Annotated in this window: 11 protein-coding genes; 4 read left to right on the top strand and 7 right to left on the bottom strand. The window is 48.2% G+C overall.

The window, feature by feature from the left end; translation table 11 throughout:
• Positions 1–468: 468 nt before the first annotated feature.
• The 3 genes from ACR6Z4_RS11335 to ACR6Z4_RS11325 form a co-directional block, all read right to left on the bottom strand.
• Positions 469–1,563, bottom strand: coding sequence for an SPFH domain-containing protein (locus ACR6Z4_RS11335; protein WP_479717376.1), 1,095 nt, complete (start codon positions 1,561–1,563; stop codon positions 469–471).
• A gap of 166 nt (positions 1,564–1,729) precedes the next feature.
• Positions 1,730–3,346: a glycosyltransferase family 39 protein gene (locus ACR6Z4_RS11330; RefSeq protein WP_479717375.1), complete on the bottom strand. Its 1,617-nt coding sequence runs from the start codon at positions 3,344–3,346 to the stop codon at positions 1,730–1,732.
• A 310-nt stretch (positions 3,347–3,656) separates the two neighbouring features.
• Positions 3,657–4,151, bottom strand: coding sequence for an ankyrin repeat domain-containing protein (locus tag ACR6Z4_RS11325; protein ID WP_479717374.1), 495 nt, complete (start codon positions 4,149–4,151; stop codon positions 3,657–3,659).
• Between the two features lie 689 nt (positions 4,152–4,840).
• Between ACR6Z4_RS11325 and ACR6Z4_RS11320 the strand changes: the two genes are divergently transcribed.
• Positions 4,841–6,235, top strand: coding sequence for a glycosyltransferase family protein (locus ACR6Z4_RS11320; protein ID WP_479717373.1), 1,395 nt, complete (start codon positions 4,841–4,843; stop codon positions 6,233–6,235).
• A gap of 78 nt (positions 6,236–6,313) precedes the next feature.
• Here the strand turns inward: ACR6Z4_RS11320 and ACR6Z4_RS11315 are convergent, their stop codons facing one another.
• The 3 genes from ACR6Z4_RS11315 to ACR6Z4_RS11305 all read right to left on the bottom strand — a co-directional run bounded on the left by ACR6Z4_RS11315 (position 6,314) and on the right by ACR6Z4_RS11305 (position 8,627).
• A complete protein-coding gene (locus ACR6Z4_RS11315; RefSeq protein ID WP_479717372.1) occupies positions 6,314–6,958 on the bottom strand; it encodes a (2Fe-2S) ferredoxin domain-containing protein in 645 nt (214 codons plus the stop codon).
• A gap of 101 nt (positions 6,959–7,059) precedes the next feature.
• Positions 7,060–7,308: an Asr1405/Asl0597 family protein gene (locus ACR6Z4_RS11310; protein ID WP_479717371.1), complete on the bottom strand. Its 249-nt coding sequence runs from the start codon at positions 7,306–7,308 to the stop codon at positions 7,060–7,062.
• Positions 7,309–7,784: 476 nt separating this feature from the next.
• On the bottom strand, positions 7,785–8,627 hold the full coding sequence (locus tag ACR6Z4_RS11305; RefSeq protein WP_479717370.1) for a sterol desaturase family protein: 843 nt from the start codon (positions 8,625–8,627) through the stop codon (positions 7,785–7,787).
• 567 nt (positions 8,628–9,194) lie between these two features.
• On the opposite strand from ACR6Z4_RS11305, the gene ACR6Z4_RS11300 reads away from it, so the two are divergent.
• A complete protein-coding gene (locus tag ACR6Z4_RS11300; protein ID WP_479717369.1) occupies positions 9,195–11,726 on the top strand; it encodes a glycogen/starch/alpha-glucan phosphorylase in 2,532 nt (843 codons plus the stop codon).
• Between the two features lie 138 nt (positions 11,727–11,864).
• A complete protein-coding gene (locus ACR6Z4_RS11295) occupies positions 11,865–12,503 on the top strand; it encodes a histidine phosphatase family protein (protein WP_479717368.1) in 639 nt (212 codons plus the stop codon).
• A 199-nt stretch (positions 12,504–12,702) separates the two neighbouring features.
• Here the strand turns inward: ACR6Z4_RS11295 and ACR6Z4_RS11290 are convergent, their stop codons facing one another.
• A complete protein-coding gene (locus ACR6Z4_RS11290; RefSeq protein ID WP_479717367.1) occupies positions 12,703–13,869 on the bottom strand; it encodes a pyridoxal phosphate-dependent aminotransferase in 1,167 nt (388 codons plus the stop codon).
• An 833-nt stretch (positions 13,870–14,702) separates the two neighbouring features.
• Here ACR6Z4_RS11290 and glgB point away from each other — a divergent pair.
• The gene (gene glgB, locus ACR6Z4_RS11285) at positions 14,703–17,000 is read left to right on the top strand and encodes a 1,4-alpha-glucan branching enzyme (protein WP_479717366.1); all 2,298 of its coding nucleotides are present in this window, start codon (positions 14,703–14,705) and stop codon (positions 16,998–17,000) included.
• The last annotated feature ends 102 nt before the right edge of the window (positions 17,001–17,102 follow it).

The raw sequence follows: 17,102 nt of genomic DNA, 5'->3' as shown, positions 1-17,102 counted from the left end.
ATGGAGGGATGGAGGGATCAAGAGATGAAGGGTGAAGGGGTGAAGGGGTGGAGGGGTGAGTTTTAAGTGTTACGGTGAAAGGTTTAATTTAGAATTCAAACCTTAGGTAATGTCTAGAAAAGGTTATATCAGTGAATCGTAGGGGCAAAGCATTCGGACAATGATTTTTTGCCATTTACCAGGGATTATCTAACGAATGCTTTGCCCTCACAGGGGTAACATCTTTCTCAGAAATCTCCTTAGCCATTCAGTTAACCTTTAACTTTCCCCAGCCTACACGCTGGTTGAGCGGAGCCGAAACCAGCGGAGCCGAAACCAAGAGGAAATTTGTCGGCTAGAAATCTCCTAACCCTTCATCCCTCCGTCCCTTTATCTCTTTACTCCCCTATCCCTTTACCCCTCTATCCTTCTATCCCTTTACCCCTCTATCTCTTCATCCCTCTATCCCTTTACCCCCATTCCTCATCCCTAACCCATGGGGGGTGGCGGTGGAACAGAGGCTAAAACGGGTGCCAATTCAGCAACTTCGGCAGCGCGTTGCCAGTTTGCCATGCCTGCTCGCCAAACATAGGTCTGAGCGGTTAAGCCGTTGGCAATCAGTTGTTGTACCGGGAAAGGACCAAAATTTTGTCCATCGCGGGAGAGGTACCACTGGGGAGCAACGGGTGGGGGTGGAGGAGTAGCAGGTGAACCAGGGGCTGAGCCTGGAGCTGCTTGAAACGATTGGGCAAGTTGTTGTCCCATGGCAATGCCAACGCCAAAGTCGAGTGCCATATTGCCGCCATTGGGATTGTTTGCCGAGGCTTCGATCGCATTGGCTGCCTGATATTGGGCATATTGCTGCATGTTGCCCAAAATTCCTATCGATGCTTTCTTATCCAGTGCGGCTTCGACTTCGGGGGGCAGGGAGATATTTTCAACCAGAATTTGCGTCAGTTCTAAGCCAAACTGCTGGATATCTGATTGAATCCCGGTGCGAATGGTTTCACCCAATTCGCTATAGTGGGTAGCAAAGTCGGCAAAGGGAATGTTAGAGCGGCCAAACCAGGTAGCGAAGGCAGTGATCAGCATATTGCGGATCTGTTCGCTAATTTCATCGACCTGGAACAGACCGTCGGTGCTCACCAATTCTTGTAAAAGCTGTCTGGGGTTGGCGACACGGATGTTGTAAGACCCATATGCCCGTAAACGCACCATGCCCAATTCTGGATCTCGAACCGTAATTGGGTTGGAGGTACCCCACTTGAGATTGGTAAAAATTTTGGTATTAAAAAAGTAGACTTCTGCTTTGAAGGGAGAGTTGAAGCCGTAGGGAAATCCCAAAATAGTGCTGAGGATGGGCAGGTTTTGGGTGGTGAGTTGATACATGCCCGGTTCAAAGGCATCCGCAATCTGACCTTCATTGACAAAGACGGCTTTTTGTCCGGGGCGTACCGTTAGCTTTGCCCCCATTTTAATTTCGTTGTTGTATCGCTCAAAGCGATAGACCATGGTGTCGTTGCTGGAGTCGAGCCACTCGATAATATCGACGAACTCGCCCATAATCTTGTTGAAAATGCCCATCAACAGTTCTCCGTAATTCGCCCGACCGATAAAGTGTGCTGACTAACAGAACTATCTACAGGGTTCCCCATTTAGATTCCGAATAAACCATGCATCCCTTAACGATGGGATAGTTTTGAGCCTGAAACCTTTGGTTTCAGGCTCAAAACTATCGGGTTACAGAACTTTACGATTTAACTTTCCACAGATCGCTGGTTATAGGAACGATGCTGGATTGGTATCGTTGCTGAAAGGCGTTTCTAAACACATCAGGCAAGTAAAGCAAAAAAGTATCTGTAAAGCGGGGAGGAATGCTGGGCACGGTTAAGGATTGACCAATTTCAGGCATTAAGAAAAAGGTTGTTTTTTCATCGACTAAATAACTTAACGCCACCACATTTCCAGGATTGATAGCATAGGCATCACTCAAAATCAGGGGGCGATCGCTTTGATTGATCACTCTGGCAATGGCGGGGTAGTGATAACTCACTACTTTATTCCACCATGTATCTGCTTGCAAAATTAGGATACAGGAGAGCAATCCAGCCATCACCACACCCGCTGAAATCGATCGCCAAAAGTACCGCCGATGCAGGTTGAGCGCAACCATACTTTCAGATAAAAAGTAGGCAACGGCAATCAGAATTCCTAGAAAACTAGGAATCATATATCGAGCCGTGATAGACCGTTGACCCCCTGCGATTAAATCTGGCAGGATGAAGGTTACGGTAGTTGAAGCTATCAGGGTTAACAAAAAGATTTTGGCATCTCTGGGGGCTTTGACGCAGATGTAGTAGATGGCGCACGCTTCTAAAAGCAGGGTCAAGATAATCAGCGGATAGGCAAAAGGGCTATCATTTTGGAAGGCATCAAACCCTACATCAATAAAGATGCGGCTGAGGTTATACACCCAATTTTGTGCTAATACCAGGGGTGATTGCGCAGCACCTGTCCAGGCTGTTGTCGCTTGCAAGCTGTTGAAGTTGATGTAGATCAAATACAGCCAGGGCGAAAACGAAAGTAAAGCGATCGCCATTGCCACGCAATATGCCATCGTGCGTTGGGTTAACCGCACCCCTGCAATGGATAACGTATCAACTCGATTGTTCAACAACACATAAATACCTTGCCATGCTGCAACCACAAGGCTAAGTAAGCAGGTATAAAAAGCCATCGACAAACTGAGGGTATAGAGTCCCCAATTGCGTCTGTTTGAAGTCTTCATGGCTCTCAATAGCAAGGCACTGGATGCTAACACCATGACCATCCACAAACTATATTCTCTAGCTTCCTGGGCATAGAGCAGATTGAACGGAGAAACTGCCATCAAGGCGATCGCAACCCATCCTGTCAACGATGATTGAAATAATTCCAGGCACAGCCAATATAGACAAGGAAAAGTAAATAAGCTAAACAATACGGCAATGCTACGGGTTGCCATCACCGAATCGCCCCACAGCATCACCCAATATCGCGTGAGTATATAAAACAATGGCGGGTGCTGGTTATCTTCGGTTCCTAAAAAGCGGATAGCTTGCCAGACAGTGCGATCTGGATCCAGCTTCTGGTACTGTTGCAGATCGGCAACACTTACTTCTTGATGGGTAAACTCGTTTTTAATTAATTCAGAACGAGTATGGGCAGTGATTGCCAGGGATGTGTAAACCTCATCGTGCCAGTAGACTTTTTTATCAATATTGACCCAGCGAAACAGAATGCCGACGAGTAAAAGTATCAAACAAATCAGTCGTATACCCTGTAACTTTGGTTTTGTGGTAGATCTCGGTGGTGTCTTGGTCAGCATAGTTTCACCCTGTGACGGTTTTCTCTCGTGCTTCGATCGATTAAGGTCTCTGGCGATCGCCTTGCGTAGCTCAGGATCGGGGATTGAATCAGATCGACTATTGCATCATTTGCAGGGGCGAGCGATCGTTTGCCCGTACAACCCATCATCGACGTGATTTACAGCGCTTCGCGCTTGAATATGTTTAGATTTTTTGTTGTGTGCCGCGCTCCGCGCGGCACACAACAAAAAATCTGTGGCTTAATCAACTGAAAATGGCTGTAATTCCCATGACTGAGCTGCTTTAAAGGAACCTACAGGAACCAATGTTTCAACTCGGTTGAGTCAGTGCTTGCTGCGATCGCACCTGTTTCAATAGCGCAACGACCTCTTGATGCTCTCCGGCGGCTGCCCAAATCAAAGCTGTCCAGGTATTGTCATCTTTGGCATTAATATCTGCGCCGTGTTCTAAAAGCAAATGGACAATTTCTGGCTGCCCCTGAGCAGCCGCACTCATCAACACCGTTAAGCCAAAATTAGTTTTAGCATTGACGTTTGCTCCATGGTTTAGCAATTGTCGGGCGATCGCTTGATGCCCTGCGGCAGCAGCCCCCATTAATGCAGTCCAGCCTTCCGGATCTGCTAGATTGACATCTGCACCAGCGGCAATCAACTGCTCCACGCTATCGAGATGACCGGCTTCAGCAGCGGCACTGAGAGCCGTTGTGCCATGGAAATCGCGTTCATTTACAGATCGACCTTCTGCCAAAAGACGGTGTAATTGCGGTAAATCTCCCTGCTGCGCTGCTAATACTAAATCTGACATGGATGGTAGTCCTCCCATTTGCCATAAAGCTTTAAGCCTCTGCGCCGCCCACGCAGCGGGTAGCACAAAGTTTTACGTTGAGTTTTTAATTTAATTGAGGTACGGATTGCCTTAAGCGATTGGGTGAGGATGAGGATTTGGCAAACCGTTTCGCTGTTACAAAGCGTTTCATCAAATCCCTATGAGATCAGCGTTTACAATCAGTCAAAGCAACCTCTGTGAACAGTTGAACTCATTTTATTTCAACTGATTAGACTCTATTTACAATATATTGATATTGGCGATAGATAGGGCTTTGTGCCTGGATAAATGATGGGTGTTAATGGGAGTCAGTCTCTGCGCAGCTCTCACTCAATATCGTGTACTTCACGCTATTCAGAATTACGTTATTGGCGAACGCTATTCAGAATTACGTTATTGGCGATGTGGCTTAATGCCGATACCCAACGATTTCTCTAGTTCACCCCTTGATTGCTGATAAAGTCTTAGGGCGTGCTTTAAAACTCGCTAAGAAGGTTGTTGTTTCGGGCGCGAAGCGCCCGAAACAACAACTCTTAAAACAGACCCTGGTGTGTATTAGGGACATTGCTGAACGATAGGATACGTCGGAACTCAAGACCACAGGTTTTGTATACCAAGTCATCCTCCGAATTGGCAACGTCACGTCAATGGCTTGAATCCGCACAACGATGGACGTAACAGACATTCATTCTCACCATTTCGATCGCTACCCTTACGAAAACCAGCGACAGCCCACTGATATTGTGATTCTCTCCAATGGACCGGGAGAGCTGACGACCTGGGTTAGACCTGTCGTGAAAGCGTTACGAGAACGATTGGGCGGCGATCGCCAGCAGATTAGAATCTCTCTGATTCTGTCACCTTGCCCCAATGCCACGGGCAAAGAAGTCGCGATCGCTCGTAGCTATCCTGAAATTGACCGAATTCAAGCCGCAAAGCACTTCTTCCCATTTTTGCTCTGGGGAAAAACGGCAGATCGGTGGGATTGGCGCGATCGCGGTGTGGTTTTGTTTCTCGGCGGGGATCAGTTTTATACCCTTGTGATTGGCAAACGCATGGGATATCGCACGGTGATTTATGGCGAATGGGAAGCCCGCTGGCAGCGCTGGATCGATCGCTTTGGGGTCATGCAACCTGCCCTTGTCGAACGGGTTCGCCCCCGATTTCGACGCAAGTTTACGGTGGTCGGCGATTTGATGGCAGATGTGGTGGAGAGTGGGGTCGATGGAGGGGTGAAGGGGTTAAGGGATGAAGGGGTGAAGGGGTTAAGGGATGAAGGGGTGAAGGTTTCTCGTTTTCCTGGCTTTCCGTCTTTATCTGCGGGTTCTCCGCCGTTATTGATCGGGATTCTCCCCGGCTCCAAGGCTGCTAAGTTGGCTCAGGGAGTGCCCTTGACTCTGGCGATCGCACAACACATTCATGCCGTTTTGCCACATACTCAATTTGTCATCCCGGTTGCGCCTACGTTAGATCTAAAAACATTGGCTCGATTTGCTGATCCGCAACGCAACCCCATCGCGACATACTTTGGGCAGATATCGGCTGTGTTAATAGAAGAGTCGGGGGAATTTTTTTTGAAAACGGCTGATGGTTTGCAAGTAGCATTGTGGACGACCTTTCCAGCCTATGATCTCCTGAGACATTGCCGTCTATGCCTGACCACAATCGGAGCCAATACAGCTGAATTAGCGGCGTTGACCGTGCCAATGATTGTCTTACTGCCCACCCAGCAAATGGATGCGATGCGGGCATGGGATGGCTTACCCGGATTACTCGCCAATCTACCGGGCTTGGGTTCGCTCTTTGCCAGGCTGATCAACCATTATCTGAAGTGGTTATATGTGCGCCAATCTCGCTTACTGGCATGGCCTAATATCTGGGCAAAAGAAATGATCGTGCCCGAACTGTTGGGTAAACTGCAACCCCGACAGGTGGCTGAGTTTGCTCTGGATTTATTGGAACATCCCGAAAAATTAGACCACATGCGCGATCGCCTGCGTCAAGTCCGGGGTGAACCCGGAGCCGCACAAAAATTGGCAGCGATCGTTAAAGATGTCCTTTGAAATCCAATGCTTCGCACTGGATAGATTGTGAGAGCCGCGAAGAGCGCGGCTCTCACACGCCTAAGCAACGCTCGCGTTTCATGACGACCTGTTAGGGACAGTCGCTGCGCGTGTTGGCTGAAAATGTTGATCAATCACAGCGGGAATTTCGTGGGGACGAATCTGGCTATATTTCGTTTTATCTGGCATGACGAGATTAGGACCCGCCTTACAGCGCTTCATGCAGCCCGTTCCCCGAATCACAACCTGATCGGCTAAATTTCGATCTTTCAACGTTGTCTCCAGGGCTTGAACGACGGCTCTTCCACCGCGTTTACAACAGTCTGACTTTTGACAAACCAAAATGGTGGCTTTAGCAGGTGTTGCCAATTCAGGTGGGGTGCTGTCCCGGTCAGGTTTCATCCCAGCCGGAGCAGTTAAGTCATGGTTCGACGGGGTCGGCTGTCCAGAGCGCGGTGCAACTTTGGTGATCTGGTAAGCCTTGAAGGACATGATTCCTTTTTTATCGTCCAGCTTTTGCGACCCTGTCACCTGCACCCAGTCACCTGGCACCAGGGTTTGCCCCAACAAAGCTCTCGCTTCTTTAGACAGTTTGATGACATATTCTCCAGATGGAGTAGACAAGCGCAAATATCGAATTTTGTAGCCATCTTTGAGAATGAAGTTGAGAAAGCGACCTTCTAACTGAAATTCTGGCGCTTTATCCGATTGCCGTTGACTCATAAGGAACCTCTTGTTCAGGAGTGGAGTAGCTCTAAAGGCACTGCCCCACATCTAAGCCATTGTGAGTAAAACTAACCTGGTCACGATCCTGGCGACGATATCTACCAGCATTGCTCCAGCCAATTGACTAGTTGTTTGCGAGATGCCGTAAATTGCTGTAACACGCTCCATACCTGAGAAAAGGCGATCGCGCTACGAAGCTCAACCTGTAGCCTGCCGTCAGCAAGACAATGACAGGGAATATCTAATTCTTGTAAGCGGTGATAGATTTGCCAGCGATCGCAACGGGGCACCGAGAGGATTTGGTTAAATTCAGTCGTACAGGGCAGGGGGGAAGGAAAAGAATTCATGGGAATTTAGGATTAGCAGGTCAAATAGGATGGTCTTGGATGCGTTTAAGTTACAAAATGCAATAGTTTTAAGCTATATCCAGCGATCGCTGTTCATAAAAAGGCTATAACCGTTTCTCGAAGACAGTTTACGAAATCTTGATAGAATTTTTCATCGAATCTTATTGATAAAGAGAGTCAATAAGCAAGCCTCTCATTCCAAGATACGATATCCATGTCGTAGTTGCAAATCATTTTCAATAATTTTTTGAGTTAAAACCTCGTTGAGACCTCGGAGGTTTTGGAAAACCCCCAAGGTCTTGGGTAGTGTAAATCGCTATAAAGAAACGGGAAGGGGCGATCGCCCCTTCCCGTTTCTTTATAGCGGTGTGCACGTTAGTTAAGTACAGAAACGGTGTTGTGGGGCGCGAAGCGCCCCACAACACCGTACTGAATCAACCTGCACGGCGCTATAGATTGAGATGTGGATAGTTTGCCTACTGAGCTGGCTCACCCGTCTTTAGATTTCGTCTGGGGAATTTCCAATTGCGGAAGGGATACATCATTTGACCCAAGAAATTGTCTGTCATCGTTTCCCCATAGATGCCAAATTCCTTAGGCTGTTGGTCACGGGGCATATAGAATGTGCCAAAAATCAAATCGTAAACCGGGAATAACCCCGCGTAGTTTTTACCCCATGCTTTTTCATCCATTTCATGGTGCCAGCGATGGAAAGCAGGGCTGGCAATTAGATACCGGAATGAGCCATATGCCCAGGGCACGTTCGCATGAATGAGCGCCACGTAGCTAGACAGAATGGGTGTATACAGGTCGGCTGCAACCGGGGAGAACCCCAGCAACATCACGATCACAACCTTAATTCCCTTAGAAAACATGTCATTAAAGGGATGGATGCGAACTGCCGTCAGCCAATCGACAACTTCTGCACTGTGGTGAACGGCGTGAAAGTTCCACAGGAAAGGAAAGCGATGGTTGATCCGATGGGTCCAATAGCCAAGAAAATCGCCGATAACAATTAAGATTAACCCTTGTTGCCACAGGGGTAATTTAGCAGCAGGACCATACCCTGCCAGGATGCTATTCAATTCGATCGATCTGCCGAGCAATAGATAAAGGGGCAGCAGCACAATCGAAGCAGCAATGACAGCAAGGATTTGACTCACCATCGGCGTCACAAACCAGTAGAGAATGTCTGTCCCAAGCCCACGTCGTAAGCGGGGCTGATTGGGAATGCTGGGCCAATAGTGTTCGATGATGCCAAAAACAATCGTGAGAATACAAAACAAAACAAGCGTTCTAATAAATCTCTCTTCTACCATAAAACCTCTCCAACCACAGGAAAATAAGCAGACCGTCTTGATGCCGTTGACCTTCTAAACTCAAATCTCTGCACTCAAATATTGTACAGAGTCCGTTCTGATTGAGGTCTGCGATCGCCCCAAAATCACCCGATCAGACTAAGGAGCGTGGATTGTATTGAATGTGTGATCATCAGCGATCGCACCAGCCATAAACCAGAGTAGAGATCATCATCAATCAGCGTTGAAATTCCAGATACAACGGTGAACCCCCTACTGTGGATACGATCCAGCCGTCTGGCATTGCCAGCGCGATCGATGACAAGGTTTGGCAGGGCGCGCCTTCGGCACGCCCTGCCAAACATCAGATCTAAACCATTACCGAGACGAGGATAAGAGGTGACATGGGCAGTGCTGATAAACCAGCATTAAATCTTGAAAAACATAGTGTCCCGTTTCAAGAAGCTGCAACTGTATTTAATGATTCTTTATCTATAATTTTTTCTCGATCCCGATCAGTCTACGCGAGCGGCATAGTCCCCCACCCTTGTATGATTCTTGTCAAATGGCACGTTATGGAATCAACTCATGAATCCAGCTAATCCAACGCCTCCACTCCAAATCCAGATTGAAGATGATCGCACGGGATTAAGTATTGAAACGTTGCGACGGGCTTTAGCCGATAATCTTTTTTACATTCAAGGCAAATATCCGGCGATCGCCACTCTCAATGATTACTACATGGCGTTGGCGTATACGGTGCGCGATCGCATGTTACAACATTGGCTGACGACCACGCAAACCTATTTCAAACGCGATGTACGGGTGGTTTCTTACCTGTCTGCGGAATTTTTGCTGGGACCCCATCTCGCCAAAAATCTGGTCAATTTAGGCATCGAAGCGCAAATTCGGCAAGCCGTCACCGAATCGGGGTTAGACCTGGAAGAACTGATCGCCCAGGAAGAAGAACCCGGTCTGGGTAATGGCGGGTTAGGGCGTCTGGCAGCCTGTTATATGGAGTCTCTAGCCACCTTAGAAATCCCGGCGATCGGCTATGGCATCCGTTACGAATTTGGCATTTTTGACCAGGAAATTCGGGATGGGTGGCAGGTCGAAATTACAGACAAATGGTTGCAGTTTGGCAACCCCTGGGAGATCGCCCATCCCGAACAATCGGTCAGTGTGAAATGGGGCGGTCACACCGAAGCCTATACAGACGAACACGGCATCTATCGAGTCCGCTGGATTCCGAACCAACTGATCAAAGGCATTCCCTACGACACACCAATTCTGGGATACCACGTCAACACGGCGAATACGCTGCGGCTCTGGAAAGCTGAAGCCCCTGAATCTTTTGACTTTCAGGCGTTTAATGTGGGCGATTATTACGGCGCGGTTAACAAAAAAGTTATCTCCGAAAACGTGACTAAAGTTCTCTATCCCAATGACGAAGCCATTCAAGGTAAGCAGTTACGGTTAGAACAACAATATTTCTTTGTCTCTTGTTCGTTGCAGGACATGATCCGGATTCACCTGTTTGCAGGACAGAGCCTGGACACCTTCCACGAAAAATTTACGGTTCAGTTGAATGATACCCATCCGTCTATAGGGGTGGCTGAGTTAATGCGATTACTGGTAGATGAACACCATATTGAGTGGGATCGAGCATGGCATATTACCCAGCACACCTTTGCCTATACCAATCACACGTTATTGCCCGAAGCGTTAGAAAAATGGTCAGTTGATCTGTTTGGTCGATTATTACCCCGGCATTTGCAAATCATTTATGAAATCAACCGACGATTTTTAGACCAGGTGCGGATCAAGTATTTGGGGGATAGTGGCAAAGTCTCGCGGTTGTCACTGATTGATGAAACGGGCGATCGCTATGTTCGTATGGCGAATCTGGCATGTGTGGGCAGTTTTGCGATTAATGGGGTGGCAGCATTACATACGGAATTATTAAAACAAACGGTACTGAAAGATTTTTACGAACTGTCTCCAGAAAAATTTAGTAATAAAACCAATGGGGTCACTCCGCGTCGGTGGATAGTCGTCAGCAATCCTCGATTAACGGCACTGATCACCCGCAAGATTGGCGATAGTTGGATCAAACGCCTAGAAGATTTACAGCAACTCGAAGCATTCATTGAAGATGCTGAATTTCGCCATGAATGGCGACAGATCAAACAGGCGGTTAAATGTGACCTGGCAACCCGAATTCATCGACAGCAAGGGGTATTGGTCAACCCCGACTCTTTGTTTGACATTCAAGTTAAGCGCATTCATGAATACAAGCGTCAACATCTAAATGTGTTGCATATTATTACGCTTTACAACCAGATCAAACGCAATCCCAGCCTTGATATCACCCCCCGTACCTTTATTTTTGGTGGAAAAGCTGCTCCGGGCTACTTCATGGCAAAACTGATCATCAAGTTGATCAATTCTGTCGCCGATATCGTCAACCGTGACCCTGACGTTAGCGATCGCCTTAAAGTCGTTTTTATTCCCGATTACAACGTCACCAATAGTCAACGCATTTATCCCGCCGCTGACCTGTCTGAGCAAATTTCGACTGCCGGAAAGGAAGCCTCTGGAACGGGCAATATGAAGTTTTCTATGAACGGTGCGCTTACCATTGGTACTTTAGATGGTGCCAATGTAGAAATTCGAGAAGAAGTAGGCGCAGACAATTTCTTTCTGTTTGGCTTGACCGCAGACCAGGTGCAAACGCTTAAATCGAGCGGCTACAATCCCTGGGATTACTACAACAGCAATCCGCGATTAAAAGACGTGATCGATTTGATTGCCTCTGGCTACTTCTCTCAAGGCGATCGCACTCTATTTAAACCCCTGGTCGATTCCCTGTTACAGAGCGATCCCTATCTCCTATTTGCCGACTACCAGGCGTATATCAATTGCCAAGCACGAGTCGGGCAAGCCTATCGCGACCCCGACCAATGGACACGCATGGCAATTCTTAATGTGGCTCGTATTGGCAAATTTTCCTCAGACCGTGCCATTCGCGAATATTGTCACGACATCTGGCAGGTTGTTCCTGTGCCCATCGAACTCAAAGACTACGTTCAGGCAACCGCAGGGTTATCCGTCAAATAATGAGACCTCCGAGGTTTTCAAACCTCGGAGGTCTGGGGGAGCGTCGTTTTTCTACCCATCACCATCCCGGTTCTGAGCCTGTAGCGTTATAGTGGGACTTTTCAAACCGCTTCTAATACCGTTACCGGAGTGGAGACAATGGGCTTAAGACTCTATCTGCTGAGACATGGGGAAACACCCTATAGCAAAACCGGCGGCTACTGTGGCGCACTCGATCCCGATTTAACACCCGTCGGGGTAGAAATGGCAGAAGCGTTTGCCAACACCTATGCTGCCATCCCCTGGACGGCGGTTTACGTTAGCCCGATGAAACGCACGATCGCGACAGCCCAGCCGTTATGTCAGGCAACAGGACTATCCATGCAGCTGCGCGATGGATTAAAAGAAATCCACTATGGCGAATGGGAAGGGCAGACTCAAGAGCATGTCAAACAACATTTTTTGGAGGAATATATTCGTTGGATGACCGAACCGGCATGGAATGCACCCACGGGCGGTGAAACGGCGATCGAAATTGCCAGTCGTGCTTCGCTAGTGATCGCCGAAATCACCGAAAAATATTCGTCAGGCAACGTTCTAGTCGTCTCCCATAAAGCCACCATTCGGATCATTTTGTGCAATTTGCTAGGAATTGATTTAGGACGCTATCGCGATCGCATTAATGCCCTGGTTGCTTCGGTTAGCATCATCGAATTTGGTGAACATGGTCCGTTGCTAGAAGTGTTAGGCGATCGCTATCATCTTCCCGATCATCTCCGCCATCTTCCTGGCACCTGACGGGCGATCGCTCAACCTCATCCAGGTCTTACAGCCATTTTCAATTGCTTCAGCCACAGATTTTTTGTTGTGTGCCGCGCGGAGCGCGGCACACAACAAAAAATCTAACCATATCCAAGCGTGAAGTGCTGTCAATAGAGTGATGTGAGGAAAAACTACGCGGAGCGTAGTTTTTCCTCACATCACTTTGATCGAAGCCTTAAATTACAGATTCCACAAATTTAGCCAGACGTTCCATGCCTTTTTCAATCGTGTCCATGCCCGTTGCGTAGGAAAACCGGACACAGTCATCTGCCCCAAAAGCAATGCCTGGAACCGCTGCAACTTGTTGGGTTTCCAAAAGTTGGTTACAAAATTCCAGTGACGTCATCCCTGTTTTGCTGACATCAGCAAACATATAGAATGCCCCATCGGGTTTAGGACAGGTTAGCCCCGGAATAGTATTGAGCGCCTTCAACATCACCTGCCGACGGGCTGAAAACGCACTCAGCATTTCGTGAACGCAGTCTTGAGAGCCTTGATAAGCGGCGATCGCCCCATATTGAGCAAACGTGCAAACGTTGGAGGTGCTGTGGCTTTGAACTGTCGTGACTGCCCGAATCAGCGGCACCGGCCCTGCCAAAAATCCAATTCGCCACCCCGTCATCGCATAGGTTTTAGCAAACCCACTACTGACCACGGTTCGTTCGTAAATCTCCGGTCCCACTGCCCCAATGCTGAGATGAGTTGCCCCGTCGTAGAGAATTTTTTCGTAAATCTCGTCAGCCACCACCCAAATATCTTTTTCGACGATCACCGCCGCGATCGCCCTGACCTCATCGGGTGTGTACACCATGCCGGTGGGGTTAGACGGCGAATTAAACACCAACAACTTAGTTTTAGGTGTAATAGCCTGACGTAACTGGTCTGGCGTCATTTTGAAGCCACTTTCTACCGTAGTGGACAAAATCACCGGCACCCCTTCTGCCAGCCGCACCATCTCCGGATAGCTGAGCCAATAGGGAGAGGGAATAATCACCTCGTCACCCGGATTAATCAACGCCAACATCAGGTTGAATAAAGACTGCTTACCACCATTGGTAACCACCACATTGTCTGAGCCATAGCAGAGTTGATTATCATTTTGCAGTTTGGTGGCGATCGCCTGCCGCAACCCTGGCTCCCCTGCCGCCGCTCCATAACGAGTTTTACCCTGGTCGAGTGCTACCTTAGCCGCTTCAACAATATGTTTGGGGGTATCAAAATCTGGCTCCCCTGCACTAAAGCTACAAACATCGACCCCATCTGCTTTTAAGGCTTTCGCTTTCGCTGCGATCGCGAGAGTAATTGACGGCGCAACCTGACTCAGCCGAGATGCCAGTTCCATGCTTACCCCAGTTTTGACAAATCACTAGTTCAGAATAACTTACTCCACCTGGCGGTAAACTGCGAGAAATGTCAGATACTTTTTACAAGTTTGTTCCATCGGCTCTCGCCAATGGACGTCGCGCCCTTAAGAATTGCTATATCCCTAAAATAGTTCAGCCAAAGTCCTTAGCCTATGTGTTGTCAAAAACAGGTATGGTCAAAAGAGGATAAAGTCAAAAAAATATCGTATTGCTTAATCTATTGCCGTGTCGAATGGATCGGAGAGTTGATAACCCGCCAGGTTTGTTTTTGTCAGGGCAGCGTTGCCATGCTGGCAACGCCGTCTAGTACACCAACTTAAAGTTTTAGAGGGGGTGGAGGGGGTAAAATCCCCTCTTGGGGGCGCAGCCCCCAAACCCCCATGTTGCAAAATTTCGTGTTTGCAACACTAGATTTTATTGAATTTGCCATCTTAAGGCTGATTTTCCAGGTGGGGATGACACTTCGCCGAGCAATTCACTCGGTCTATCCGTAGCATTAAAACTATTATCAGTAGCTTTTTGTAAGAAATCTGCCAAATAAAGTTTGAGAGTTTAGCCGTAATTTGCTACGGTTTATTACATAATTTTCAATAACTTTATACATAACTTTACAACTCCGGCAACCAGCCTGGATAGTGCAAATGTTTCGCAGGAGGGCGATCGCAAGGCATATTCTGCAAATCCCTGATAAGCTTCAACCACCCAATGCAGACACGCAGTTCTCAAATTGACCCGCTGCTGACCGCATGGAATCCTTATCCTTAACATCTTCCAGTTCACAATTTTCATATAGATTAGGCAGGTAAGTTACATGACAATGACCGTTGCTCCAGACCAGATTGAACGGATCGTTTGGAATCAGCACCACGACCCCTATGAAGTTTTGGGACCCCATCAAATCGAACAAAACGGCAAAACCGTTTGGGTCGTGCGTGCTTATCTGCCAAATGCCGAAGCAGCGTGGGTGGTCTGTCCAGAGGAACGGCAAGAATATCCGATGCAGTCGAGCCACAATCCTCACTTCTTTGAGGCAATTTTAGAGGTTGAAAAGTTAGCAAACTATCAACTGAAGATCAAAGAAGGCGAGCATGAACGCATCACATACGACCCTTACGCCTTCCGTTCACCCCTGCTCACAGATTTTGATATTCATATCTTTTCTGAAGGCAATCACCACCGGATTTACGAAAAACTGGGCGCACACCTGACAGAAGTCGAGGGTGTCAAAGGCGTTTACTTTGCTGTTTGGGCACCTAATGCGCGTAATGCGTCTGTACTCGGCAACTTCAACAGTTGGGATGGGCGCAAGCACCAGATGCGCAAACGAGATAATGGCATTTGGGAAATCTTCATCCCCGATATTGGCGTGGGCGAAGCCTATAAATTTGAAATTAAAAATTGGGAAGGACATATCTACGAAAAGTCAGATCCCTACGGCTTTCAGCAGGAAGTTCGACCCAAAACGGCTTCCATCGTCGCCGATCTGGATGCCTATCAATGGCATGATGGCGCATGGATGGAACAGCGTCGGCATACAGAACCCCTGACCCATCCCGTTTCAGTTTACGAAGTTCATCTCGGTTCCTGGCTGCATGCGTCTTCCGCAGAACCTTACCAATATCCCGATGGCACCGAAGCCCCGGCAGTCATCGTCGCCGATCTTAAACCCGGTGCCCGGTTCCTGACTTATCGCGAACTGGCTGACAAACTCATTCCCTATGTCAAAGAATTAGGCTTCACCCACATCGAGCTTCTGCCCATTGCAGAACATCCCTTTGATGGCTCATGGGGCTACCAGGTGACGGGCTACTATGCCTGCACCTCCCGCTACGGAACACCTCAAGACTTTATGTACTTTGTTGATCAGTGCCACCAAAACGGCATTGGCGTGATTGTAGACTGGGTTCCGGGTCATTTCCCGAAAGACGGGCACGGGCTGGCATTCTTTGATGGTACTGCCCTCTATGAACATGCCGATCCGCGTAAAGGCGAACACAAAGAATGGGGCACGCTGGTGTTTAACTACGCCCGCAACGAAGTTCGTAACTTTCTGGTTGCTAACGCTCTATTTTGGTTTGACAAGTATCATATCGACGGAATTCGAGTCGATGCGGTCGCCTCTATGCTCTACCTGGACTATTGCCGCAAAGAAGGGGAATGGGTTACCAACCAATATGGGGGTCGGGAAAACATCGAAGCCGCAGACTTTTTGCGCCAGATGAACCATCTAGTTTTCAGCTATTTTCCCGGCGTATTAACTATTGCCGAAGAATCAACTGCATGGCCGATGGTGTCCTGGCCCACGTATGTGGGGGGGTTGGGCTTTAACCTGAAGTGGAATATGGGTTGGATGCACGACATGCTGGATTACTTCAACATGGATCCGTGGTTCCGCCAATTTCACCAGAACAACGTCACCTTCAGCATCATGTATGCCTTCAGCGAAAACTTCATGCTGGCGCTCTCCCATGATGAAGTGGTGCATGGCAAGAGCAACATGATTGGCAAAATGCCAGGGGATGAGTGGCAAAAGTTTGCCAACTTGCGATGCCTATTTTCTTACATGTTTACCCACCCCGGTAAGAAAACTCTGTTTATGAGTATGGAGTTTGGGCAGTGGAGTGAGTGGAACGTGTGGGGCGACCTGGAATGGCAATTGCTTCAGTTTGAACCGCACCAAAAACTCAAACACTTCTTTAGTAAGTTGAACGAGTTATATCGCACGGAAGCGGCTCTCTATAGCCAGGACTTTAGCTATGACGGGTTTGAGTGGATTGATTGTAGCGACAATCGCCATAGTGTGGTGTCGTTTATCCGCAAAGCAAAAGACTCTTCCGAATGTGTCATTACCGTTTGCAACTTTACTCCCCAGCCTCATTCTCACTATCGTGTGGGTGTGCCAGAACCCGGATTTTACAAAGAGTTGTTTAATAGCGACTCGCGGGAATACGGCGGCAGCAATATGGGCAATCTGGGCGGCAAATGGTCGGATGAGTGGTCTTACCACAACCGTCCCTATTCCATTGACCTGTGCTTGCCACCGTTAGCGGTCTTAGTGCTGAAGCTCGATTGTGACGCGACCCAAACCGCGATCGCTGCCAGCAACTAATATCACCAACACTACGTTTTGTAAGAGGGTTTGAGAGAGCCGCGCCGAGCGCGGCTCTCTCAAACCAGACAATCTATTCAGTTGCGAAGCGCCAGATTATGG

It is taken from the genome of Calyptranema fuscum S582 (assembly GCF_055793305.1).
Note: the sequence above shows the minus strand (reverse complement) of the source record. Positions and strands in the feature narration are given on the sequence as shown.